Source organism: Sphingomonas sp. SORGH_AS_0879 (assembly GCF_030819175.1).
GTDB lineage: Bacteria > Pseudomonadota > Alphaproteobacteria > Sphingomonadales > Sphingomonadaceae > Sphingomonas.
Genome location: NZ_JAUTBJ010000002.1, coordinates 3,976,996 through 4,000,987 on the forward strand (window position 1 = coordinate 3,976,996; position 23,992 = coordinate 4,000,987).

Genomic DNA, 23,992 nt, shown 5'->3' on the forward strand with positions numbered 1-23,992 from the left:
CGATCGAAAACCAGCCGGAGGCCGCCGTCCGCCTCCCCGATCCCGGCTGCGCGTCAGCCCAACGTCACCCGGTCGATGGCGGGGGTGAAGCGCGCATTGTGCAACTGGCGCAATCGCTCGGTCTGCGCCAGCGACGCGGCCATCACCGCCGCCGGGGCAAGCGCGTCGGCGCGGTGAAGCGCGACCAGCGCGGCCTCGGGCAAGGCCCGCATCGCCGCCTCGTCGATGGTGTACAGCCCGGCCAGATCATGCTCCCCACCGCCCGCCAGCCCCAGCGACAGCGGCAATGGCCGGATCAGCCGCAGCGCGGCATAGCGGTCGACCAGCGCCTGCGCCGCCTGCATGTCGGCGATCACCTCGGTCAGCGCGGTGCGGACGCGGCCCGGCAACGGCGTGGGCGCTCCTCGCTCGAACAGCGGCTCGCCCGTCTCGCCGATGGTCGGATCGGCGGGATCGATCGCCAGCCCCTCCACCCCGCCATCATGCAGCCGAAACCCGCCGAGCAGCGCCGCGCGCGGGACATAGGTCGCCTGGAACCCGCCGCCGAAGACGAACAGATTGGCGGGCTCGACCAGCGCCATCAGCGCGATCATGTTGAACCGCCCGGTCTGCCCGTCCTTGGCCAGGCAGAGCGGCATGTCGGCGGCGGCGAAGGCGAGTTCGGACAGGCCGATGCGCACGAAGCGCCGCGTCGCCCCCGCCGCATGACGGTCATAACGCAGCGCGGCATGCGCGGTCGGGGAAAGCGGGACGGGGCCGGTCATACCCGTTGCAGACCATGTTCGCGGATCGCGCGCAACAGGTCGCGGTGACGCGGGGCCCGTGCGCGCAATTCATCCTTCGCCCGCGCGTTGCGTGCCGCGAAACGCTGCGCCGTCGCCGCATCGGGCGAGGCCGGATCGACCCGGGGATAGGCGCTGGCAAAGCCCATGCCGTGCAGGATGTACTGATAGCTGGGCCAGGAGAACACCTCGCGCGCATGGTCGAAATCCTGCGGGCCGGGCGAATGCCGTGCCGCCACAGCTCCAGCCGCTCGCGCAAGCCGTCCGGGATGGAGGCGGCGGCGACATTGTCGCGCCAGAATTCCGTATCGGTCCGCCGGGTCAGGACATAATGCAGCTTCAGGAACTCGATGATCCGCATCCAGTGATGGGTGAAGGTCGCGTTGAACTGCCGCGCCATCACGTCCATCGCGGCGCGGGTGCGCGGCAGGCGGTCGGCGATCGCGTCCATCGACGTCTCGATCAGCATCAGGGCGGACGCCTCCAGCGGCTCGATGAACCCGGCGGACAGCCCCACCGCGACGCAGTTGTTCTGCCAGAAGCGGGTCCGGTGCCCGGCATCGATGGTGATCCGGCGGACGTTCAGCGTGTCGGCCCCGGGCCCGGCATAACGACGCAGCGCCGCCTCCGCCGCGTCGTCGCTGATATGCGCGCTGCTATAGACATGGCCGATCCCGCGCCGCGTCCACAGCCCGATGTCCCAGATCCAGCCCGCATCCTGCGCCGTCGCCACGGTGTGGCAGGTGATGGGGGCGTCTTCGGTGTCATAGGGAAGCTGCAACGCCATCGCCCGGTCGGCGAACAGCACATCGCCACAGCGCCGGAACGGCACCTCGTAAACGCCCCCGATCAGCAGCGCGGCGAAGCCCGTGCAATCGACGAAGAAATCCCCCTCCACCACGCGGCCATCCGCCAGGTCCAGCGCGGCGATATCGCCATGGTCGGTCATCCGGGGCGTCACCACGTCGCCCAGCACATGCTCCACCCCCAGCACCCCGACGCCGTGATCGCGCAACAGGGTCGCGAACTTGCCCGCGTCCAGATGATAGGCGTAATTGGCGTGACCCGCATATTCGGGCATCACGATGCTCTTGGGTGCCAGCCCCGCATCGCACAGCATCGCCTGGTAATCGACCCAGTCGGCGAAATCGCCCGCCCCTCTCTCGCGCCCGTGCAGCCAATGCGGAGCCATGTCGATCTCGGTCGCCCCCGCAGGCGGATTGAGCGGGTGGTAATAGGCGTCGCCGGGCGTCCCGTCGGCCCAGCCGACGAAGCGCGCGCCCTGTTTGAACGCCGCGTCGCAGGAGCGGATGAAGTCGGTTTCGGTGATGCCGATCCTGGCCAGCGTGTTGCGCATCGTCGGCCAGGTCCCTTCGCCCACGCCGATCGTCGGCACGGTGCGCGATTCGACCAGGGTGACCGCAACCTCGCCACCCGTCCGCCGCGCGCTGGCGGCCAGGCGACAGGCCGCGATCCATCCCGCCGAACCGCCGCCCACCACGACCACCCGCCGCACGGGCCGATCCCCCGCCCCCGCTCGATCCGTCATCGCTTTCCTCTCCCCCCGCCGCACATTGATCTACATCGACATTGTTTTCATTTGAATTTGTCAGACATAGCGCATAACAGACGCCAATCAAGCAGCCCGGCCGAGGCTGAAATCGAGACTGACATAGGGGAGAGACATGACTCAAGTCGCTGCAACAACCAATGGTGGCCGTTTGCTCGGCCGTGCCGGATTGTCCACCGCACTTGTCGCACTTATCACCGCCACGCCGGCGCTGGCCCAGACGCAGACCCCGCCGGCCGACCAGACCGCCACCCTGCCCAGCCAGAGCGAGGCGGACGGCACGTCGGGCGACATCGTCGTCACCGGCATCCGCCGCAGCATCGAATCCGCCGCTGCGATCAAGCGCGACGCCGCCGGTATCCTCGATGCGATCTCGTCCGAAGACCTGGGCAAGTTCCCCGACGCCAACGTCGCCGAATCGCTCCAGCGCATCCCCGGCGTCGCGATCGACCGCAGCAATGGCGAAGGCGCCTCGGTCAGCGTGCGCGGCCTCGGCCCCGCCTTCAACACGGTGTTGTTCAACGGGCGCAGTTTCGCATCGGACAATTACAACCGCGCCTTCTCCTTCGACCTGATCCCCGCCGAGCTGATCAGCGGCGCACAGGTCTATAAGAGCTCGCAAGCTCCGCTCCAGGGCGGCGGCATCGGCGCGACGATCAACGTCCAGACGCCGCGCCCGCTCGCGCTCAAGGAGTTCAAGGGCGTCTTCACCGGCAAGGCCCTGTACGAAGGCAACAGCAAGAAGTTCACGCCGCAGCTGTTCGGCCTGCTCAGCGACACCTTCGCCGACGGCAAGCTGGGCCTGCTCGCCTCGCTCTCCTATCAGAAGCGTATCGCCTCGATCCGGGCGATCAGCACCGACGGCTATATCCCCGGCACCTCGGTCGGGCCGAACAGCGCGCCGCTCTACACCAATGTCTATGCGCCGCGTAACCAGGACGTGAACGAGACGCGCGACGATCGCACCCGCCTGGGCGCGACGCTGGTCGCGCAATATGCGCCGACCGACGAGCTGACCTTCACCGTCGACGGCCTCTACAACCGGTTCAAGAGCGACACGACCACGCGCGGCCTGGGCAGCTGGTTCGAGCCGACCAGCTATACCGCCGCGCAGATCGATTCGAACCGCAGCGTCACCTCGCTGACCACCAACGGCAATGCCGACTTCATCGCCTCTGGCGGGGTGCGCGAAACGACGACCTATGAGGCCGGGTTCAACGCCGAATGGCGGCCCGCCGATACGGTGCGCATGGTCTTCGACGCCACCTATTCGCAGGCCAAGAATGCGGGCGGCGGCAAATCCTATTTCACCGTCATCGGCGTGCCGACCCGATATTCGTTCAACGCGGCGGAAGGGAACGGCATTCCCTCCACCTCCGGCTATGACAATGGCGTGCTGACCAACCCGGCGCTGGGCCGCACCCATATCGCCGGGCGCAGCGGCAACGACGTGACCGAGAAGGTCCAGGAATATCGCTGGAACACCGAATGGAAGCCGGGCTGGAACATCGTCTCGGCGCTCCGCTTCGGCCTGACCGGCACCTCGCGCGACAAGAGCAACGTGCCCTTCTCGTCGGACCCCAATATCGGCTGCCTCTATTGCGGTTACCCGACGCTGGCCGATCCGTCGCTGCTCTCGCCCTTCACCCTCGGTTCGCTGGGGCAGAAGGGCGGCAGCGTGCCGACCACCTTCCTGACCTATGACCCGCAGGCCTATTTCAACTATCTGACCAGCCCGGCGGCGACCACCGCGCTCGACCTGGCGCGGGGCCAGCCGGTGGGAACGACAGCGGCGATCTTCGCGCGGACCAACGGCTATGCGGTGACCGAGCAACCCTCGGCACGGGTCCGGGAAAAGGTCTTCGCCAGCTATGCCGACATGGACCTGGAAGGCACGGTCGCGGGGCTTCCCTGGTTCATCAATATCGGCGGGCGCTATGAATATACCGAGCTGGTGTCGTCCGGGCAGCAGTTGCAACTGACCGACCTGCTTCCCGTGGCGGGCGATCCGACCACCTATACCGGCGTCTTCGCGAACAACCGCGCGGCGGTATCGGTCAACAAGCGTTCGTCCTACAGCAACTTCCTGCCCAATCTGAATGCGAAGCTGAACCTGACGCCCAAGCTCCAGGCGCGTTTCGCCGCCTACAAGACGCTGACCCGCCCCGCGATCGGCGATCTGGCGCCCAGCCTGGATATCGGGACGCTCCGCCCCGCGACGCTGACCGCGACCGGCGGCAATCCGGACCTGAAGCCGTATCGCGCGACCAATTTCGACCTGTCGCTGGAATGGTATCCCACGCCCACCACCACCCTCTCGGCGGCGGTGTTCCACAAGACGGTGGACGACTTCATCGTCCAGACCTTCGGCGAGGAATTGTTCACGATCGCCAATGCGGGCAATCTTCCGGTCGGCGGGCTGATCGTCGGGCCCAACACCGCCAAGTTCAGCGTGCGCCGTCCGCGCAACGCCCAGTCGCTGAAGATCAAGGGGTTGGAGCTGAACCTGGTCCATACCCTCGACTGGTTGCCCGGCGTGCTGAGCGGCTTCGGCGTGCAGGCCAACGCGACCTTCGTCTCGACCAACCGCGAATTCGACGTCAGCCAGATCGGCCAGTCCTTCGCGGCGGAAGGCATCGGCAATTCGCAGAACGCCACCCTGTTCTACGAGAAGTTCGGCGTGTCGGCGCGCATCGCCTATAACCGGCGCGAACGTTTCCTTCAGCAGCTGGCGGGCGGTCCGGGCAACGAGCCGGTGTTCGTGCGCGATTACGGCCAGTTCGACGGCAGCGTGGCGGTGAACGTCACCCCCTTCGCCCAGGTCTTCGTCGAGGGGACGAACCTGTTCAACGCGAAATATTTCGCGACCGGGCGGTTCGACAACCAGTTGCTGCGCTATCAGAATTTCGGGCCGCGCTATGATGCGGGCGTCCGTTTCTCCTTCTGATGCGTGACCGGGGCGGGGTGGACCGGCCACCCCGCCCAGCGGCACGATCGGCCTGGGTCGAAATCGCGGGCCGCGCGTTCATTCCTCTTAGGAAGGAGAACGACGTGCCTGAAAAAACCGTTGCGACAGAAGAGCCCGCCAGCTTTGCCGATCTCCCCATCCAGCCGACCGGCTCGGGGGTGCAGGACCTGGAGATCGCCTATGAGCAGATGGCATTGTCCCAGGGCAGCCCCGCATCGTCGGCGGACGGGCTCGATGCGCCGATCCCGACCGAGGAGGATGAAGCCGCCATGGTCAGCGCCGCCCATCCGAGCTGATCGTCACGCCATCTTGCGGGCCATGACACGCCCATCGAAGAGCGAAAGGCCGCTCCCATGGCGGGGCGGCCTTTCCTCGATCGAACCTGACGGGGCGCGATGGCCGGTCAGCGCAGCATCGGCGCCATCCGATCCCATTTTTGCGAAAACAGCGCCGCACACTCCGCGTCCGACAGATTTTCCCAATAGGTCGCCCGGCTCACCCCCTCGACCATGTCCAGCAAGATCCGGGCGATGACCATCGCCTGTTCCTCTTGGCCCACCGACCTTGCGGCCGCCAGGACGAAAGCCCGATAGAAATCGAAATGCGCCCTGCGCCACAGGGCGAACCACTGGTGCATGGACTTGTCGCTCAGCGCCTCGGACATCAGGATGGTGACGCTCCGCTCGCGCACGCCCCCATCCGGCCTGCACATGCGCCAGGACAATTCCTTCAGGGCGAGCACGGGATGTGGGGGCAGGCCGTCGGCAAGACGGAAATGGACCGTCTCCATGACCCGGTCCATCACGTCCATCAGCAGCGATATCTTGCTGGACCAGCGCCGATAGACCGCCTGCTTGCTCACCCCCACCGACTGGGCGATCTGGTCGATGGAGATGTCCAGGCCCTGCTCGACAAAGGCGATGATCGCGGCTTCGACGACCAGATGACCGATCTCCGCCGCGCGCTCGACGCTGGGGCGGCCGCGCGACCGTGGGACGGGATCGCGACCGCCCGGAGGCGAAACCAAAACATCACCCATATCGGCTAGTTCAGCCCGCCGCCCAGCGAACGGTACAGTTCCACCATATTGCTCTCGCGATTGAGACGGGTGGTCACCAGCAACTGCTGCGCCGAATAGGCGGTGCGTTGGGAATCCAGCGTCGTCAGGAAGGACTCGACGCCCGTCCGGTACCGCGCATCCGAGATTTTCAGCGCGACATTGGCCGCCTTCACCCGGGCCGTCTGCGCCGCGATCTGCTCGTCGATGGTGCCGCGTTGCGCCAGCGCGTCGGCAACCTCGCGGAACGCCGTCTGGACGGTCCTTTCATAGGTCGAGACGGCGGCCTGTTGCTGCGCGCGCGCGACGTCCAGATTGCCGCGAAGCCGTCCCCCGTCGAACAGCGGCAGCGAGACCGACGGCGCGCCGGTATAGGTGAAGCTGCCACCCGCGAAGAGGCCGCTGAGCGCGGTGCTGATCGTGCCCAGCGTCGCGGTCAACGAGATGCGCGGGAACATCGCCGCGCGCGCCGCGCCGATATTGGCGTTCTGCGCGATCAGTTGATGCTCGGCCTGCAACACGTCGGGGCGGCGCAGCAATATCTCGGACGACAGGCCGGTGGGCAGCACCGGCAAGGCCGCACCGCTGTCACCCAATCCTTGCGGCAGCAGATCGACCTGCACCGGCGCGCCGACCAGCAGGTCGAGCGCGTTCTTGTCCTGCGCCACCCGCGTCTTCAGCACCGCGATGTCGTTGCGCGCGCCCTGATAGGTCGTCTCGGCCTGCCGCGCCTCGAGTTCGGAGGCGACGCCGATCCGAAACTGCGCGCGCGTCAGCTCCAGCGATTGCGCGAAGGATTTCAGCGACTCCTGCGAGATGCGCAACTGGTCCTGATCCGACGCATAGGTCAACCAGGCCGTCGCGATCTCGGCGATCAGGCTGATCCGCGTCGAACGCTGGGCTTCCTCGGTCGCGAAATACTGTTCCAGCGCGGCGCGGTTGAGATTGCGGACGCGCCCGAACAGATCCAGTTCGAAGGCCGAGAAACCGGCATTGACCGAATAGAATTCCAGATTGGACGCGGACGAGCCCACACCGACGCCCAGGCCCGTGCCACCGGTTCCGGCTCCGGCTCCGGCGCCAGCACCGGTTCCCGTGCCGGTACCCGTCCCCGCCCCGGCGCCGCCGCCTGCCGCTCCGCCGAGCGCGCCCGCCGCACCCTGGATGTTGTTGGTATAGGTACCCGAACCCGACAGGGTGGTCGATGGGACCAGATCCGCACGCTGGACCCGGTACTGCGCCCGTGCCTGCAACACATTGGCCGCCGCGATGCGCAGGTCGCGGTTGTTCTCAAGCCCCAGCGCGATGGTGCGGCGCAGGCGGTCGTCGGTAAAGAATTGCTGCCACCCGATCCTGGTCACATCGGGCGCGTCGGACGCCGCCGCCGGATAGATGCCGTCCTGGGGCAAAGTCGCGGGGACGGCGCCCACGGGGCGGACATATTTGGGGGCGAGATTGCACCCGGCCAGCGTCGTCGCCGCCAGCAGGGCCAAGGCAGATTTGGAACGGATCATGGATCAAACTCCCTGCACGGACGGCGTATCGGAGTGGCCATCGTCGCGCGGCTGCGTATCGCCCTCGGCCTTGCGGTTCTTGCTGCGGTCGAACAGCCGCATCACGACGACGAAGAACATCGGCACGAAGAAGATCGCCAGGATTGTCGCCGAGAACATGCCGCCCACCACCGCGCGACCGATGGCGTTCTGGCCGCCCGCGCCCGCGCCATTGGCGATGGCCAGCGGGAACACGCCGAAGATAAAGGCCAGGCTGGTCATCAGAATGGGCCGCAGGCGCAGCTTGGCCGCCTCGATCGCCGCGTCGAAGGCGTTATAGCCCTCGCGCATCCTTTCTTCGGCGAATTCGACGATGAGGATCGCGTTCTTCGCCGACACGCCGATCGTGGTGATCAGGCCCACTTGGAGATAGATGTCGTTGTTCAGCCCGGTCAGCAGGGCGGCGAGCAGCGCGCCGACGACGCCCAGCGGCACCACCAGCATGACCGAGATCGGCACCGACCAGCTTTCGTACAGCGCGGCGAGGCACAGGAAGACGATCAGCAGCGACAGGCCATAGAGCGCAGGCGCCTGTCCCCCGGACAATTGCTCCTCATAGCTGAGGCCGGTCCAGTCGAGCCGGGTGCCGGGCGGCAGCTTCGCCTGCATCTCCTCCATCGCCCTCATCGCGGCCCCCGACGCCACGCCCGGCGCGGCCTGGCCCAGGATTTCCATCGAAGGCTGGCCGTTATAACGGGTGAGCTGCATCGGCCCCTGCTTCCACGAGACGTTGGAGAAGGCGGTGAACGGCGCCATCGTGCCCGTGGAGCCGCGCACATAGAGGTCGCCAATATCCTCGGGCGCCATGCGATAGGCGGCATCGGCCTGGATATAGACGCGCTTCACGCGGCCCCGGTCAATGAAGTCGTTCACATAAGACCCGCCCCAGGCGGTCGCGATCGTGCTGTTGACGGTCGACAGGTCCAGGCCCAGCGCACGCGCCTTGTCCTGGTCGACATTGACCTTGAGTTGCGGCGCGTCGTCGAGCGCGTTGGGACGCACGCCGACCAGCGACTTGTTCTGCGACGCCATGCCGAGCAACATGTTGCGCGCCGCCAGCAGCTTGTCATGGCCGATGCCGCTTTCGTCGACGAGCTGCATGTCGAAGCCGGTGGCATTGCCCAGTTCCTGGACGGCGGGCGGGATGACCGCGAAGATCAGGCCGTCATTATAGCGGGCGAACGCGCCCATCGCGCGGCCGATGATCGCCTGCGCCTTGTTCTGCGCGCCGGGGCGGTCCTTCCACTCCTTCATCGGGATGAACGCGATGCCGCTGTTCTGGCCCTGCCCCGCAAAGCTGAAGCCGTTGATCGTGTAGACGCCGCGAATGGCGCTGCCCGCATCGCTCAGGAAATGGTCGCGGACCAGATCGAGGCCCTTCTGGGTCCGCGCCGTGGTCGCCCCCGGCGGTCCCTGGACCAGCGCGATCATCACGCCCTGATCCTCGTCGGGCAGGAAGCCGCTCGGCAACCGCATGAACAGGAACGCCATCCCTGCGACGATCAGCGCATAGGCGATCAGCGAACGCCCCCAGCGCCGGGCCGTCGAGCGCGCGCCCTTCTCATACCGGTCACGACCACGGTCGAACTTGTCGTTGAACCAGCGGAAGAAGCGTGCCAGCGGACCATGGCCCTCCCCCTTGTTGGGGTCGTGCGGCTTCAGGATGGTCGCACAGAGCGCGGGCGTCAGGATCAGCGCGACCGCGACCGACAGCACCATCGCCGACACGATCGTGATGGAGAACTGGCGATAGATTACGCCAGTCGATCCGCCGAAGAACGCCATCGGCAGGAACACCGCCGACAGCACCGCCGCGATGCCGATCAGCGCGCCGGTGATCTCGTCCATCGACTTGCGCGCCGCCTCCTTGGGCGACAGATGCTCGGTGGTGATCAGCCGCTCGACATTCTCGACCACGACGATCGCGTCGTCGACCAGCAGGCCGATGGCCAGCACCATGCCGAACAGGGTCAGCGTGTTGATCGAATAGCCGAACGCCGCCAGCACCGCGAACGTCCCCGTCAGCACCACCGGCACCGCGATCGTCGGGATCAGCGTGGCGCGGAAATTCTGGAGGAAGAGGAACATCACGAGGAAGACGAGCACGACCGCCTCGACCAAAGTCTCGATGACCTGCTCGATCGACAGGCGCACGAAGGGCGAGGTGTCGTAGGGGAAGATGACCTTGACGTCGGAGGGGAATTCCTTCGCCAGCGCGTTCACCCGCTCCTTGACCGCAACGACGGTGTCGAGCGCGTTGGCGCCGGGGGCCAGCTTGATGCCGATGCCCGAGGCGGGCTTGCCGTTCCACTGCGCCGAGAAGGCGTAGTTCTCCGCGCCGATCGCGACGCGCGCGACGTCGCCCAGCCGGACGATCGACCCGTCGGTGTTGCTCTTCAGGCGGATCTGGGCGAACTGCTCTGGCGAGGTCAGGCGCGACGAAACCGAGACGGTCGCGTTGAGCATCTGTTCCTTGGGCGCGGGCTGCGCGCCGATCTGGCCCGCCGAAACCTGCGCGTTCTGCGCCGTGACCGCGTTGGTCACGTCCGCCATGGTCAGCGCATAATTGTTGAGCTTGATCGGATCGACCCAGATGCGCATCGCATATTGCGAGCCGAAGATCTGGGTGTCGCCGACACCGGTGACGCGCGACAGCGGATCGGAAATCCGCGAGGCGACGATATCGGCCAGATCGTCCGCGTCATGCTTGCCATTCTCGGAATAGAGACCGACGAACAGCAGGAAATTCTGCGTCGCCTTGGCGACGATGATGCCCTGGCGCTGGACCTCCTGCGGCAGCAGCGGGGTCGCCGCCTGCAGCTTGTTCTGGACCTGCACCTGCGCGATGTCGGGATCGGTCCCCTGCTCGAAGGTCAGCGTGATCGTCACGCTGCCCGCCGAGGAGGAGGACGACGAGAAGTAGCGAAGGTGGTCGATCCCCTTCATCTGCTGCTCGATGATCTGGGTGGTCGTGTTCTCCAGCGTCTGGGCGTCGGCGCCCGGATAGGTGGCCGTGATCGACACCGCGGGCGGCGCGATCGCCGGGAACTGCGCGATCGGCAGCGTGCGCAGCGAGAGCAGGCCGGCGATGACGACCAGCACCGCCAGCACATAGGCGAAGATCGGGCGATCGATGAAATAGCGTGACATGGCTGGTTACTTCGCCTGTACCTGTGCCTGGCCCGCTTGCGGCGATGCGCCGGCGGGCTTGGCGTTGGGATCCCATGGCTTGCCCTGCACCGGCATGCCCGGACGCAGCATCATGCCGCCCTCGACGATGATCTTGTCCCCGGGCTTCAGGCCGCTGGTGACGATCCAGTTGTCGCCGACCGACCGGCCGGTCTGGAGCGTGCGCGGCTCGACCTTGTTGCCCGCGCCGATCACCATGACCGTCGCCTGCCCCTTCTCATCGCGGCTGACCGCGCGCTGCGGCACCAGGAACGCCTTGGACTGAGTCCCCTCGACCAGCGAGGCGCGCACGAACATGCCGGGCAGCAACAGGCCGTTGGGGTTGGGGAACAGCGCGCGGATCACCTGCGATCCGGTCGTCGGGTCGACGGTGACGTCGGCGAAGCGCAACGTGCCCTGGGCACCATAGTCGCTACCGTCCTCCAGCGTCAGCTTGACGCGGGCATTGCCGTCGCGGGTCAACTGACCGCTCATGATCTGCCGACGCAGCTTCAGCAGTTCGGCGCTCGGCTCCTGGATGTCGACATAGATGGGGTCGAGCCGCTGGATGGTGGCCAGCGCCTGGGTCTGCGAGGCGGACACCAGCGCGCCGGTCGTGAAGACCGAACGCCCGATCCGGCCGGTGATCGGCGCCCGGATGGTGGTGCGCCCCAGATCGATCTGCGCGGTGCGCAAGGCGGCCTGCTGGGCCGCCACATCGGCACGCGCCTGCGCCGCGCTGGTCTGCGCGTTCTCATATTCCTGGCGGGCGATCGCGTTGATCTTGACCAGCTCGCCATAGCGGCGCGCCAGCGCGGCGCTCGACGCGATGCTCGCCTGCGCACGGGTCAGCGCGGCGCGGGCACTGGCGACCTGGGCCTGGTAGGGCGCGGGGTCGATACGGTATAGCGGCTGCCCCTGACGGACCACGTCACCCTCGACGAACAGCCTCTGGGTGATCAGGCCGTTGACCTGCGGGCGCACATCGGAGGTTTCGAAGGCGGTGGTCCTGCCCGGCAACTCGGTCGTGAGGGTGACAGGCTGTTCGCTCGCCACCACATAACCGACAGGGGCCGGCCCCTGGGGCGCCTGCTGCTGCTGCTTGCCACCGCTGCCGCAGGCGGCCAGTGCGAGCAAGGCGCCGGATGCCAACACACGACCGAGAAGCCGATTGGAGGACATATCATTTCCCGCTTGAAAAATTGTTTGAGAGCGATCACTCACAAATAGCGCCGTTAGACCCGCCGTTCGAGCGCGTCAACATGGAATGAGAGAGGCCGTAACGTGTTGAATACCGACTGCCAGCCCCGGTCGCGCGCCGAGATGCGCCGACACAATATCAAGGAGGTGGCCCGGCGCCTGTTCGTCGAGAATGGCTTCCACGCGACGGGAATCGCCGCGATCGCCAAGGAATCGGGCGTCGCCGTTCAGCAGCTATACCGCGACTTTCCGTCGAAGGAGGACATCATCGCCGCGATCGTCGCGGCGGATTGCGAACGCATCGCGGACCAGGACACGCTCAACACGGCGCTGGCCGACAGGGATCGTGCGGGGATCATCGCCTGGCTCGTGTCGACGCCTTGCCGCAAGGACGAATGCGGCGACCGGCTGTTCCTGGAGATCGCGGCGGAGGCGGCGCGTAACGAGCGGATCAATGCGATCTTCCAGGACGTTCGGGCCCAGGCGTTCGAGAATATCAGCCGCGCCTTTGCCGGACTGATGGGCAGCGATACGGTGGAGAGCGAACACCGCACCCTCGCCCAGGCCTTCATGATCATCTCCCTCGGCTCGGTCTGTGCGCGGACGCTCCATCAAGAGGCGGTGAAGCCGGCCAGCGACCTTTTGATCGACTGCCTGATCGAAGGGACAAAATAGCGGAATATCCTTGGATCGACGGGGTTCTTTTCGCGACATGCCTCGTTGATGGATGCCGGCACGAGCCGGTGTGGAAAGGATCATGCGATGGCTGTCAAATTCGCCGGAACGATGAACGCGATCAACCGCGGCATCGAGAATACCAAGGCCGCCAAGGGCGCCAATATGGTAGAGGACTGGGAAGCCGCGCTGGCGGAAGTCGACACGCCGGGTGCGAAGGGCATTCTTCGCGACCTCGCCTCGCTCCGCAAGCAGCTGGAAAAGGACGAACCCGACGCCGACCGCATCCACGACCTTCTCCACCGCCTGGGCACCGCGACGACGAAGATCGCCGACCGGGCGGACAAGTCGCAGGACAAGCTCAAGGCCCTCGGCCAGGCGCTGACCGAAGCGGGCGAAGAACAGGCCGATGAGGAAGAAGACCTCGAAGCCGCCGCCACGCCCAAGCGCGCGCGCAGCAAGAAGTAAGGGATGTCGGGGCGGCGGCGGTTTCGTCGCCGCCCCGACGACCAAGCGGTTGGGGTTGATGGCTCACGTGATTGGACGCAGGGGCCAGCCGACGCCGCCACCGTTCACGCCTTTTCACGCTTCGGAGAAATGGGACACCGAATTTCGGCGGCGGATGTCCGATTTGGGTGGCATCAGGGCACCTCGTTCGCCTCCCCGACCGGCGCTGTCTTGGGCAGGTCCACCTTGATCTCCACGCGCCGGTTCTTATCGCGGCCTTCCGGATCGTCCGAGCCGTCGAGCTTGCGGTTGGGCGCCACGGGGCGGGCTTCGCCCAGCGCCACGACGGTGATCCGGTCGGCAGCGACGCCCATCTTGACCAGATAGTCCCGCGCCGCCTCCGCGCGGTGGCGGGACGCGAGCAGGTTGGCCGCATCCGAGCCGGTCGAGTCGCTATGCCCCCAGATCGTGATCGGCCCGCCCAGGGCCAGGACCGGATCGGCCAGCAGCGTGTCGAGCTGCGCCATGCCCGCCTGGTCCATCTGCGCCCCCTTGGCGGGGAAGGGAATGGTCATCTCGACCGGCCCGGCGGGCGGCGTCGGGGTCGGCGAGGGTGCGATATCCGGGCGGATGATCGACTTCTTGGCCTCTTCCGGTTCGGCCGCCGCCAGGTCGTTGCCGGGCATCGCCGCATTATTCTCGGCCGCTCCATCGGCTTCGACCGCCGCCGCCTCGTTACCGGCGGGCGCGCCGCCGCCCGGCTGGCAGGCGGTGATGGCCAGGCCGATCATGCCCGCCGCGATGGCGCGCGCGGTCCGGTTGCTCCATGTCGATATCGTCATGCGACATCCCCTCCGATGTGACTGGACTGTTTAGCGTCGGGATCGCCGTGGCGCGAGGGCCCGTAGGACACGACGATATCGCCGGTCTGCGGAGTCGGTCGTGCCGCATGGGTGAAGAAGCGGATGCGACCGTCCTTGCGCAGCACGAACAGCATGTCCGCCTCGTCGGGCAGTGTCGAGCGGGCATGGTCGAAGTTGAACTGCTCGCTGATCCGCGTCTTGCGGAAGGTCCAGCCCGCCGCCTCGCGTTGCAGGATATCCTCCACCCCGTGGCCGGTGGTGAACATGGCCCGCCCGCGCAGCGCTTCCGGCAGGCTGCGATGATCCTCGTCGTCGCCGCTCCCGCCGAGCTGATAGACGGAGTCGCGGCCGATATCATGCGCGAACTCGTTGCAGACCAGCGCGTTATACGCCTCGTTGTCGGTCGTCGCGACCAGCACCTGGAACTGGGTCAGGTCGAGCCGCTCCTCGGTCGTCTCGGCCAGGATTTCGCCATGATAGGTCCCGATCCCCGCCTGGCGCGGGCCGGACAGCCTCTGCCAGCTGGTATCAGCGATCGTCACCGGCAGCCCCAGCGACTGGATCTGCTGGGCCAGCGAGATGCTCCACGGCGTGCTGCCGACGATCAACAGGCCCTTCTGCGTCGCCCCGGTGACCTTCAGCCAGCGCGCGACATAGCGGATGCTGAAACCATGGGCGATGATCGTCGCGACCACCACGGCGAAGGACAGGGTGACCAGGATATTGCCGTTGCCATAGCCCAGCTGGTCGAGGCGCAATGCGAACAGCCCCGACACCGCGACCGCGACGACGCCGCGCGGCGCGATCCAGGCGACCAGCAGCCGCTCGTTCCAGGGAATCTTGCTGAAGGCCAGGGCGATCAGCACGGTCGCCGGGCGGACCAGGAACAGCAGTGCGAACAGGAACGCGGCAAAGCGCCATTCGAACAGGCGCAGCACATTCAGGTCCAGCGACGCCGAGAGCAGGACGAACACGCCGGAAATCAGCAGGACCGTCACATTCTCCTTGAAGGGATGGATGTCACGCAACGAATCCAGCCGCATATTGGCGACCGCCACGCCCATCACGGTGACCGCGAGCAGCCCCGTTTCCTGCTGGATCAGGTTCGACAGGACGAAGGTGCCGATGACCGCGACGAGCAGCACCGGCGCCTTCAGATATTCCGGCACATGGCCGCGCGGAAAGGCCCAGGCGATCGCGCGCGCCATGCCATAGCCGATCAGCCCCGACACCACCGCCGCCCCGAGCAGCGCGACGACGACGGACAGCAGCGTCCCTCCCTGGTCGACGCGGCGCAGATATTCATAGGTGATGACCGCGCACAGCGCCCCGAAGGGATCGTTGACGATCGCCTCCCATTTCAGGATCGCGCGCGGGCGCGCGGCGATATTGCTCTGGCGCAGCAGGGGGATGACCACGGTCGGGCCGGTCACCACCAGGATACCGGCGAACAGGATCGCCACCGGCCAGACCAGCCCGGCGACATAATAGCAGGCGAGCGAGCCCAGCACCCAGCCCAGCGGGATGCCGATCATCATCAGCCGCGTCACCGCGCCTTCGGTCTTGCGCAACTCGCGGAAGTTGAGGCTGAGCCCGCCCTCGAACAGGATCAGCGCGACGGCGACGGATATCATGGGTTCGAGCAGATCGCCGAACGTGTGCTCGGGGATGATGACGCCGGTGATCGGACCGGCGATGACGCCGGCGGCCAGCATCAGCGCGATGGCCGGGCCACCCCGTCCGCCACGCGATCCACTGCGCGCCGATCCCCAGAACACCGATCAGCGCCATGACGAGAGCTTTTTGTTCCATATCGCCGCTTAACCTCTGGCGTCCCCAAAGGTAACCGCACGGCTGCTTTTGCCGCATAAAACCGCTGGCCGGGGGGAGGTGAAAACCGCCCGGCATGGACCTCCCGGTCCGACGGAACAATGGCTTATCGGGGTGAGGTAACGGGACTCATCGCCCCTCGACCGGCTCGATCCGCAGCAGGACGACGCCGTGCGGCGCGACGGTCGGCGCCACCTCGCCCTCCGCTAGTACGCGATCCTCGAACAGGTCGCGCACCCGGACCGCACCGGCCAGTCCGCTATCCTCGGGGAACAGCCGCGCGCGTTGCGCCAGAGTGGTGCGGTTGAAGATCGCGACGGCCACCGACCCGTCGGACAGCCGCTTGCGCCATAGCTCGATCCCCTCGGCGCGACGGATGCGGTGGCCCTGCTCGCCCAGCCGGTCCTGGTCGATGGCGATCACCGCGCGCATGGCCAGCAGGCGACGGGTATCGTCGGTCATCCGGCGCAGGTCGTGGCCCATGATCAGCGGCGCCGCCTGCATCGCCCATAGCGCCATATGGGTGCGATATTCGTCGCGCGTCATCCCGCCATTGCCGACCTCCAGCATGTCGGGATCGTTCCAGCCGCCGGGGCCGTGATGGGGAAAGCGGGGATTCCGCTCGAAGCCGATCTCCGCCATTGTCTTGTAATCGTCGGTGATGTCGCCGGTCGTGCGCCACACATGCCCGCCGACCGACCGGCCCCAGTCGGCGACGTCGAACCGTCCATATTCGCACAGCGAGAACAGGATGGGCCGCCCGGTCGCACGCAATGCCTGGCCCATTGCGTGATAGGCCTGCTTCACGCGCTCGGCCGTGTCGTAGAACCATTCGCCCGAACACAGGTCGTACTTCAGATAATCCACGCCCCAGGCCGCGAAGGTCCGGGCGTCCTGCGCGACATGGCCGTAACTGCCCTCATAGCCTGCACAGGTGCGCGGCCCCGGCGCGCTGTAGATGCCGAGTTTCAGCCCCCTGGCGTGAACATAATCGGCCAGCGCCTTCATGTCCGGAAAGCGATCATTGGCCCGCAGCGCCCCGTCCGGGCCGCGTGTCCCCTGCCAGCCATCGTCGATATTGACATAGACATAGCCCGCATCGCGCAGACCGCTGGTCACCAGCGCGTCGGCCATCGCCCGGATGGTGGCGTCATCGATCCTGTCGGCGAACCTGTTCCAGCTCGACCACCCCATGGGCGGCGTCGCGGCCAGGCCATCGGGGGCGAGCGTCCCCAGCGGCGGCAGCGGGGCGGCGGGCCGAAAGGCAAGGCGGCGCACCTCCTGCGGGGTGCCGCGCCGACCGTGCTGGGCGATATCGCCATGCCAGATACCGCCCTTCAGCAGGACACTCCGCCTGCCGTCGAAGGTCGCGGTCCAGTGGCGCGTCGGACGATCGCGATCGTTGATGTTACGGGTATCGAAGTGCAGCGTGGCCCCGCGCAGCACGATGCCACGCATCTCCACGTCGCCATACCAGCGGCTGGTCAGCCGCCCGACCATGCCGCGCCCCTTCGGCTCGACCCGCATCATCGTGATGCCCGGATAGTCGGCCACATCGTCGAAGACCCAGGTCCCCGCCGGCCGAACCTCCGCCGCGACAAGCCCCGGCCAGGCGAGCGGCGCCAGCATCGTGACCAGCCATAGGGCCATCCAGCGGCGCAGACGCGCGGGAGTGACCGCCCGGCCCGGCGTCCGTCCGGCGCGCATCAGCAGACCTCCGCAGTGGAGCGGGGCAGAGGCCCGGACGGCACGCGCGCCGGGTGATCGTAGAAGACATCGGCATCGAGATGATGCCGATCGCCATAGACCTCGGCCAGCAGCGCATAGAGCGCCGGATCATAGGCACGCAGATCCTGATCCGACAGGATGCGCTGTCCGTCGACCACCGCCAGCTTGTTGGAGTTGAACCAAAATTGCGTGCCCTCCGCCCAATATTCCTCGGCGGTGGTTTCGCCATATTCGCCCTTCCAAAGGCCCCTGGCCTTCGCCTCGGCATAGCGCGCCTTGATCCGCGCGAAGAGGTCGGGGTCCGCGACCTCGATCCCGGTCATGATCTCGTGCGAAAATTCATGGACGAAGATGTTCTCGCCGAAATACCGGGTGCCCGGCCGCCCGAGCAGATTCTCCTCCGCGCCGCTGGTCAGCAACCCGCCCATGCCGCGTGCACGACCATTCCAATAGTCGCGGTCGCTCAGCCGCCCGATTCGTTCGTCATAATGTTTGCGTTCACAAAAGGTCAGGACCGGGTCGTCGCGTTCCGGCTTCTTCCAGTCGGCCTGTTCGGGAAGATCGGTCGTCCCCTCCGTCTCCGCCATGATCGCGATCCGCGCACCGCTCTTTCTCAGCGCGAGCAGGATGTCCGGGCGATGCGCCAGCATCTGGACGGCAATCTTGCGCGCCCGCCGCATGGCCGCCGGAGAGACCTGGCTGGACGCAGTGACCGGAATCCCCCCGGCGTCGAGATACCGGGTATAGAATGGAGCGAGTTTCAGCGCGGCGGGCGGCGGCCTCATGGGCGCGCAGGCGCTGGTTCCCAAAGCGAACAGCAGGCCGAAGGTGAGCGATGGGATGCGGACGTGCCCCCTGGTTCGCGGACCTTCATCACCTTCTCTTCGGGTCCGCCCACATCCAGCAGCCATAAGTCCAACCTTTGTATTTCGTATACGAAGATTGGGCTATGCCGAACGGCTTGTCCAGTCTGAAACCTGTGCCCTCATCATCCCGCCCGCGATCAGGCGAAGGAGTAAGCCCGCCAAGGCTCCGCTGCCACGAAATCCTCCGGCGGGATGCCAGCCGTCGACAGCGCCCAGGCCAATTTCCGCACCGGCGCATCCCAGTGACTGCCACCACCGAAGGTTCGCCGCGCGCTGTGCCAGCGTGAGCGAATGCTAGCCCCGGCGTTTCCTTCATCCGCGCCGGGGCTAGCACTACTTTGGCAGAGTAGGTTTGTCGGCGGTTATCAGCTGCTTATTACAGTGCGGGCAGTGCATTGACGGTGGTCGTGCCAGCCAGTCGAGGATCGCCTGCCGGATGGCAGGCAGGGTTGGTTGCGGGGGCGGTCCTCCGACTCTTTTTTTTCCGTCCCGCAGCTTTGAGGCGGCGGGATTGCAGGAAGGCGTAGGCGAGCATCGTCATCAAGGCATGTCGATGCAACCCCGGCCATGATCGCCCTTCGAAATGGTCGAGCCCCAGTTCCTCCTTGAGCTGCTGGTGGGCCTGTTCGCAGACCCACCGCGCCTTGATGGCAGCGGCAAGCTGCCGCAGCGGCGTATCGGGCGGGAGATTGGATACGTAGTATTTGCGCTCGCCGCTCGACCGTCGTTCGCCAACCAGCCAGACTTCCTCACCGGGCATGGCCTGGACACGGTTGTCAGCCATGCGGTGCCGATGGCCCTCGGCGATCCGGACGCGTCGGGCAGCGAACAGGCAGGTGAGCCGCCCCTTCGTGCCGCGGCGCCAGGCGACCTTGCGCCACGGCTCGTCGGCAAGCATGTCGGCCACCGATACCGGCGCCCGGTCAGGAATATGATATTTGCGCGGACGTCCGCCTTGAGCCTGCGGAAAGGTCAGTTCAACATCGGGTGCATAGACGGTCTGCCGGGATGACAGGCCCACCGCCCATGACAATCCCCGCTCGCTCAGCGCCTGGCGGAACGCCGTTCCCGAGCCGTATCCCGCATCGGCCAGCACGCATCCGAACCGAACGCCCGCGGCCATCACCCGGTCGATCTCGGCGATGGCGATCTCGGGCTTGCTCATCGCGGCCTGTCGTCCGGCCGGCACCCGTGCACGCTTCATACGTGCCGGATCGCTCGTCCAGTTCTCCGGCAGGAACAGGCGCAGCCCCACCATCACCGGCACCTCGCGCGATGCCAGCGTCACTGACACCAGCGACTGGCAGTTCGCGGTCTTGCCCTGCGACGACGCATATTGCGGCGCCACGCCGACCGAGGCGCGTCCCTTCTTCGGCAGCGCGGTGTCATCGATGACGAGAAAGCCCTTCGCATCGCCGACCAGCAGGTCCGCCTCCGCCAGCAGCCGGCGCTCGAGCGGCGCTGCGTCCCATGTCCCGCTGGCGATGAAATGGTGCAGCTGGTCGTAGCCGGCATCCTCCGTTCGCGCCGCCAGCGGCTGGATGCTCTTGCGGTCGCCCGGGCCGATCAGGCCGGCGATGTAGGTCGGACACATCCGCCGCTGCGCCGGGTGCGTCAGCTCGGCGAGAAACGGCGCCAGCCACGTCTCCAGATCTTGCCGCCAGCTATCCCTCGCAACCATCACGCATCGTCCCGGTCAGCATCTTCATGCCACCGGAATCAACGACGATTCCACCAGTTCCCCTACTCTGCCAAAGTAGTGCTAGTTCATTCTTGCTTAGCCGTTCTGCGATGATTGCGATACAAAGCCCGAATGGTGGGCGTAGCAGCGAGTGCAGATAGCAAATCGATCGTCATCCTTGGACATGGATTGGCGATTACGGAAGAATTTGAGTTATCCACTGGCATCGTCGTCTCGCCAGCTATTCCGAAGCTGAACCTTCAGGCAACGGTAGCGGGATGCAATCATTTCGGCGACTACGCTGCTGCACTACATCCGAACTTGATCGGCTTGCGGTTGCAACCAACGTTACGTGAGATCAAGAGCGGGCATTATGGCGGACAGGGTGCCATAATGGCCACTAAACCACTGCAAAACAATGGTTTTTGGCGGAGCGGGAGGGATTCGAACCCTCGATACGGTTTTGCCGTATACTCACTTTCCAGGCGAGCGCCTTCGACCACTCGGCCACCGCTCCGCATGAGTTCATGCCTGGAGCACGCGCCCCTAATGCGCTTCGGCGCCCCGCGCAAGCGATTGCGTGGGGGATCGGGCTGGGGCAGTCTGTTCCACCATGACGATCGCGCTTCTGCTCGCCGCGCTTTTCGCGCAGGCTTCACCCGCTCCCGCTCCTGCCGTCGCGCAGGCGAGCGATCCCCTGCCCGGCGACTGGATCGCGGTGCCGGATGACGAGGTGCTGATCTTCACCCTGTCGAACGGCAAGACGGTCACGGTGCGCCTCGCCGCCGTGCAGGCACCGGTGCATGTCGCCAATATCCGGGCCCTGGCGCGGGCGCATTGGTGGGATGCGGGGACCAGCGTCTACCGGGTGCAGGAGAATTACGTCGCGCAATGGGGCGACGCGACCGAGAAGAAGCCGCTGCCCCCCGGCATCGTCGCCAATCCGCCCGCCGAATATATCCGCGCGGGCAACAGTGCGGTCGCGCGGTTGAGCAGGCCCGATCCCTATGCCGCCTGGGCGGGCTATAGCCGCGACGGCTGGCCACTGGCGGGGGATGCATCGTCGGAATGGATTCCGCATTGCTATGGCATGGTCGGCGTCGCGCGCGACCTGGCGCCGAGCACGGGGACCGGGGCGGAACTCTACACGATCATCGGCCACTCGCCGCGCGGGCTGGACCGCAATATCGCAGTGGCCGGGCGGGTGATCGACGGGATGGAGGCGCTGTCCACCCTGCCGCGCGGAACGGGCGATCTGGGCTTCTATAGGCAAGAGGCGCAGCGTCTGCCGATCGTCTCGGCGCGGCTGGCCAGCGAACTGCCCGCCGCCGAGCGACCGCATTTCCAGTATCGCGAGACGGCGTCGCCGCGCTTCGCCGCCTGGATCAAGGGGCGGGAGAATCGGCGGAACGACTTCTTTACCGTGCCCGCGGGGGGTGTGGACATTTGCGCGGCGTTGCCGCCGGTGCGCAAGGCGCCTTGATGGGGGTGGGGCGTGGCCTTCGACGCCGCTCAGGCTGAACGGACGTTGGGTATGAGAGGCCTTCTTCCTTCGCTCCGTTCAGCCTGAGCGAAGTCGAAGGTCACGGACAAGCGGGGCCGCCCAGCCAGCGGCCCCTGTCCTCAAATCACGCCGCCTTCTTCCCCGGCTCGATCCGGTTGGCGACCAGGTGATCCACCACCGCCGGGTCGGCCAGGGTGGAGGTATCCCCCAGTGCGTCGACCTGGTTCTCGGCGATCTTGCGCAGGATGCGGCGCATGATCTTGCCCGAACGCGTCTTGGGGAGCGCGGGCGCGAATTGCAGCGCGTCGGGGGTGGCGATCGGCCCGATCTCGCGACGGACCCACTGGACCAGTTCGGCGCGCAGCGCTTCGTCCTCCTCCACGCCGGCATTCAGCGTAACGAAGGCGTAGATGCCCTGCCCCTTCACGTCGTGCGGCATGCCGACCACCGCCGCCTCGGCGACCTTCACATGGGCGACCAGCGCCGACTCGACTTCGGCCGTGCCCATGCGGTGGCCCGAGACGTTGATGACGTCGTCGACCCGGCCCGTGATCCAGTAATAGCCGTCCTCGTCGCGACGGCACCCGTCGCCGGTGAAATACTTTCCCGGATAGGTGGTGAAATAGGTCTGGAAGAAGCGGTCGTGATCGCCCCAGACCGTACGCATCTGCCCCGGCCAGCTATCGGCGATGACGAGGTTCCCTTCGACCGCGCCGGCCAGCACCTTGCCCTCGGCATCGACGATCTGGGGCAGCACGCCGGGCAACGGCTTGGTCGCCGAACCGGGCTTGAGCGCCACCGCGCCGGGGATGGGGGCGATCATATGGCCGCCGGTTTCGGTCTGCCACCAGGTATCGACGATCGGGCAGCGGCTGTCGCCGACGACGCGGTAGAACCACTCCCATGCCTCCGGATTGATCGGCTCGCCCACCGATCCCAGGACGCGCAAGCTGGAGCGGTCGGTCTTCTTCACCCATTCGTCGCCCTCGCGCATCAGCGCGCGCAGCGCGGTCGGCGCGGCGTAGAAGGTCGCGACCTTATACTTGTCGACGATCTGCCAGAAGCGGCTGTGGTCGGGATAATTGGGCACGCCCTCGTACATCAGCGTCGTCGCGCCGTTGGCGAGCGCGCCATAGACGACATAGCTGTGCCCCGTGACCCAGCCGACATCGGCGGCGCACCAGAAGACCTCGCCCTCGCGATAATCGAACACATGCTGGTGGGTATAGGAGGCCCAGAGCAGATAGCCGCCGCTGGTGTGCAGCACGCCCTTGGGCTTGCCGGTCGAACCGCTGGTATAGAGGATGAACAGCGGGTCCTCCGCCCCCATCGCCTCGGGCGGGCAGTCGGTGGAGGCGGCGTCGACCAGATCGCCGTACCAGCGGTCGCGACCGTCCTTCATCGTCACATCGACGCCGCTATGCTGGACGACGACGACATGATCGACCGTCACGCCATGATGCTCCAGCGCGGCATCGACATTGGCCTTGAGCGGCACCGCCTTGCCCCCGCGACAACCGCCGTCCGCAGTAATGACGATCCGCGAATCGCAATCGATGATGCGATTGGCGAGGCTTTCGGGCGAGAAGCCGCCGAACACGATCGAATGGATCGCCCCGATCCGCGCACAGGCGAGCATCGCGAAGGCGGCTTCCGGGATCATCGGCAGATAGAGGGTGACGCGGTCGCCCCGCGCGACGCCCAGTGCCTTCAGCGCGTTGCCGAGGCGCGAGACCTGTTCGTGAAGCTCGCGATAGGTGATCCGCCGCTCGGTGCCCGGCGTGTCGCCTTCCCACAGGATCGCGACCTGATCGGCGCGGGTTTCCAGATGCCGGTCGATGCAGTTGGCCGCGACGTTGAGCTGTCCGTCGGCGAACCACTCGATGCGGAAATCCGCCTCGGCGAAGCTGGTGTCCTTCACGCGGGTGAAGGGCGTGATCCAGTCCAGCCGCTGCGCCTGTTCGCGCCAATAGCCGTCCGGATCGGTGCGCGCCGCGTCATAGGCCTGGGCATAGCCGTCGGCGGTCATGGACGCGCTGTCGGCCCAGTCCGGTACAGGGTGAAGATGTCCGCTCATGCCTGTCTCTCCTATTTTCGCCG

16 protein-coding genes, 1 tRNA gene and 1 pseudogene are annotated in these 23,992 nt (G+C 66.5%); 5 read left to right on the forward strand and 13 right to left on the reverse strand.

Annotated features, from left to right (window positions below; all coding sequences use genetic code 11):
- Positions 1 to 53 precede the first annotated feature (53 nt).
- Both QE379_RS18590 and QE379_RS18595 read right to left on the reverse strand, forming a co-directional pair.
- The gene (locus tag QE379_RS18590; RefSeq protein ID WP_307002764.1) at positions 54 to 764 is read right to left on the reverse strand and encodes a SapC family protein; all 711 of its coding nucleotides are present in this window, start codon (positions 762 to 764) and stop codon (positions 54 to 56) included.
- The gene (locus tag QE379_RS18595; protein WP_307002766.1) at positions 712 to 2,331 is read right to left on the reverse strand and encodes a tryptophan halogenase family protein; all 1,620 of its coding nucleotides are present in this window, start codon (positions 2,329 to 2,331) and stop codon (positions 712 to 714) included. The genes QE379_RS18590 and QE379_RS18595 overlap by 53 nt, the downstream gene beginning before the upstream one ends.
- A 136-nt stretch (positions 2,332 to 2,467) precedes the next feature.
- On the opposite strand from QE379_RS18595, the gene QE379_RS18600 reads away from it, so the two are divergent.
- Together QE379_RS18600 and QE379_RS18605 are read left to right on the forward strand one after the other, a co-directional pair.
- Complete coding sequence (locus QE379_RS18600; protein ID WP_307002768.1) at positions 2,468 to 5,299, forward strand: TonB-dependent receptor; 2,832 nt, start codon at positions 2,468 to 2,470, stop codon at positions 5,297 to 5,299.
- 104 nt (positions 5,300 to 5,403) lie between these two features.
- A complete protein-coding gene (locus QE379_RS18605) occupies positions 5,404 to 5,616 on the forward strand; it encodes a hypothetical protein (RefSeq protein ID WP_307002770.1) in 213 nt (70 codons plus the stop codon).
- Positions 5,617 to 5,723: 107 nt separating this feature from the next.
- Here the strand turns inward: QE379_RS18605 and QE379_RS18610 are convergent, their stop codons facing one another.
- From QE379_RS18610 to QE379_RS18625, 4 genes are read right to left on the reverse strand one after another with little or no spacing between them, the layout of a single operon-like run.
- A complete protein-coding gene (locus tag QE379_RS18610; protein WP_307002771.1) occupies positions 5,724 to 6,359 on the reverse strand; it encodes a TetR/AcrR family transcriptional regulator in 636 nt (211 codons plus the stop codon).
- A 5-nt stretch (positions 6,360 to 6,364) separates the two neighbouring features.
- Positions 6,365 to 7,891 (reverse strand): efflux transporter outer membrane subunit, encoded by a 1,527-nt coding sequence (locus QE379_RS18615; protein ID WP_307002773.1) that lies wholly within the window; start codon positions 7,889 to 7,891, stop codon positions 6,365 to 6,367.
- A 3-nt stretch (positions 7,892 to 7,894) separates the two neighbouring features.
- The gene (locus tag QE379_RS18620; RefSeq protein ID WP_307002775.1) at positions 7,895 to 11,080 is read right to left on the reverse strand and encodes an efflux RND transporter permease subunit; all 3,186 of its coding nucleotides are present in this window, start codon (positions 11,078 to 11,080) and stop codon (positions 7,895 to 7,897) included.
- 6 nt (positions 11,081 to 11,086) lie between these two features.
- Positions 11,087 to 12,280 carry an efflux RND transporter periplasmic adaptor subunit gene (locus QE379_RS18625; protein ID WP_307002777.1) on the reverse strand — a complete coding sequence of 398 codons (1,194 nt, stop codon included), beginning with the start codon at positions 12,278 to 12,280 and terminating at the stop codon, positions 11,087 to 11,089.
- A gap of 102 nt (positions 12,281 to 12,382) precedes the next feature.
- Between QE379_RS18625 and QE379_RS18630 the strand changes: the two genes are divergently transcribed.
- Positions 12,383 to 12,973: a TetR/AcrR family transcriptional regulator gene (locus QE379_RS18630; protein ID WP_307002779.1), complete on the forward strand. Its 591-nt coding sequence runs from the start codon at positions 12,383 to 12,385 to the stop codon at positions 12,971 to 12,973.
- Between the two features lie 87 nt (positions 12,974 to 13,060).
- Entirely contained in the window at positions 13,061 to 13,441 is a 381-nt protein-coding gene (locus QE379_RS18635) for a hypothetical protein (protein ID WP_307002781.1), read from the forward strand.
- Between the two features lie 173 nt (positions 13,442 to 13,614).
- Here the strand turns inward: QE379_RS18635 and QE379_RS18640 are convergent, their stop codons facing one another.
- From QE379_RS18640 to QE379_RS18665, 6 genes and pseudogenes are all read right to left on the reverse strand, one after another.
- On the reverse strand, positions 13,615 to 14,262 hold the full coding sequence (locus tag QE379_RS18640; protein ID WP_307002783.1) for an OmpA family protein: 648 nt from the start codon (positions 14,260 to 14,262) through the stop codon (positions 13,615 to 13,617).
- A pseudogene (locus QE379_RS18645) lies at positions 14,259 to 16,095 on the reverse strand (cation:proton antiporter). The gene QE379_RS18640 and the pseudogene QE379_RS18645 overlap by 4 nt, the downstream one beginning before the upstream one ends.
- Positions 16,096 to 16,242: 147 nt before the next feature.
- Entirely contained in the window at positions 16,243 to 17,820 is a 1,578-nt protein-coding gene (locus tag QE379_RS18650; protein WP_307002785.1) for a glycoside hydrolase family 27 protein, read from the reverse strand.
- On the reverse strand, positions 17,820 to 18,626 hold the full coding sequence (locus QE379_RS18655) for a glycoside hydrolase (protein WP_307002786.1): 807 nt from the start codon (positions 18,624 to 18,626) through the stop codon (positions 17,820 to 17,822). Before QE379_RS18655 ends, QE379_RS18650 begins: the two co-directional genes overlap by 1 nt.
- A 457-nt stretch (positions 18,627 to 19,083) precedes the next feature.
- Positions 19,084 to 20,388, reverse strand: coding sequence for an IS701 family transposase (locus QE379_RS18660; protein ID WP_307000416.1), 1,305 nt, complete (start codon positions 20,386 to 20,388; stop codon positions 19,084 to 19,086).
- Positions 20,389 to 20,814: 426 nt separating this feature from the next.
- A tRNA-Ser gene (locus QE379_RS18665) sits at positions 20,815 to 20,905 on the reverse strand.
- 96 nt (positions 20,906 to 21,001) lie between these two features.
- On the opposite strand from QE379_RS18665, the gene QE379_RS18670 reads away from it, so the two are divergent.
- Positions 21,002 to 21,871, forward strand: a complete 870-nt coding sequence (locus QE379_RS18670) for a peptidylprolyl isomerase (RefSeq protein ID WP_307002788.1) — start codon at positions 21,002 to 21,004, stop codon at positions 21,869 to 21,871.
- 145 nt (positions 21,872 to 22,016) lie between these two features.
- Here the strand turns inward: QE379_RS18670 and acs are convergent, their stop codons facing one another.
- A complete protein-coding gene (gene acs, locus QE379_RS18675) occupies positions 22,017 to 23,969 on the reverse strand; it encodes an acetate--CoA ligase (protein ID WP_307002790.1) in 1,953 nt (650 codons plus the stop codon).
- Positions 23,970 to 23,992 lie beyond the last annotated feature (23 nt).

Coding starts and splice junctions, on each gene's coding strand:
- QE379_RS18590 (WP_307002764.1), bottom strand. CDS start 764: ATGACCGGCCCCGTCCCGCTTTCCCCGACCGCGCATGCCGCGCTGCGT.
- QE379_RS18595 (WP_307002766.1), bottom strand. CDS start 2,331: ATGACGGATCGAGCGGGGGCGGGGGATCGGCCCGTGCGGCGGGTGGTC.
- QE379_RS18600 (WP_307002768.1), top strand. CDS start 2,468: ATGACTCAAGTCGCTGCAACAACCAATGGTGGCCGTTTGCTCGGCCGT.
- QE379_RS18610 (WP_307002771.1), bottom strand. CDS start 6,359: ATGGGTGATGTTTTGGTTTCGCCTCCGGGCGGTCGCGATCCCGTCCCA.
- QE379_RS18615 (WP_307002773.1), bottom strand. CDS start 7,891: ATGATCCGTTCCAAATCTGCCTTGGCCCTGCTGGCGGCGACGACGCTG.
- QE379_RS18620 (WP_307002775.1), bottom strand. CDS start 11,080: ATGTCACGCTATTTCATCGATCGCCCGATCTTCGCCTATGTGCTGGCG.
- QE379_RS18625 (WP_307002777.1), bottom strand. CDS start 12,280: ATGTCCTCCAATCGGCTTCTCGGTCGTGTGTTGGCATCCGGCGCCTTG.
- QE379_RS18635 (WP_307002781.1), top strand. CDS start 13,061: ATGGCTGTCAAATTCGCCGGAACGATGAACGCGATCAACCGCGGCATC.
- QE379_RS18640 (WP_307002783.1), bottom strand. CDS start 14,262: ATGACGATATCGACATGGAGCAACCGGACCGCGCGCGCCATCGCGGCG.
- QE379_RS18650 (WP_307002785.1), bottom strand. CDS start 17,820: ATGCGCGCCGGACGGACGCCGGGCCGGGCGGTCACTCCCGCGCGTCTG.
- QE379_RS18655 (WP_307002786.1), bottom strand. CDS start 18,626: ATGAGGCCGCCGCCCGCCGCGCTGAAACTCGCTCCATTCTATACCCGG.
- QE379_RS18660 (WP_307000416.1), bottom strand. CDS start 20,388: ATGGTTGCGAGGGATAGCTGGCGGCAAGATCTGGAGACGTGGCTGGCG.
- QE379_RS18670 (WP_307002788.1), top strand. CDS start 21,002: ATGACGATCGCGCTTCTGCTCGCCGCGCTTTTCGCGCAGGCTTCACCC.
- acs (WP_307002790.1), bottom strand. CDS start 23,969: ATGAGCGGACATCTTCACCCTGTACCGGACTGGGCCGACAGCGCGTCC.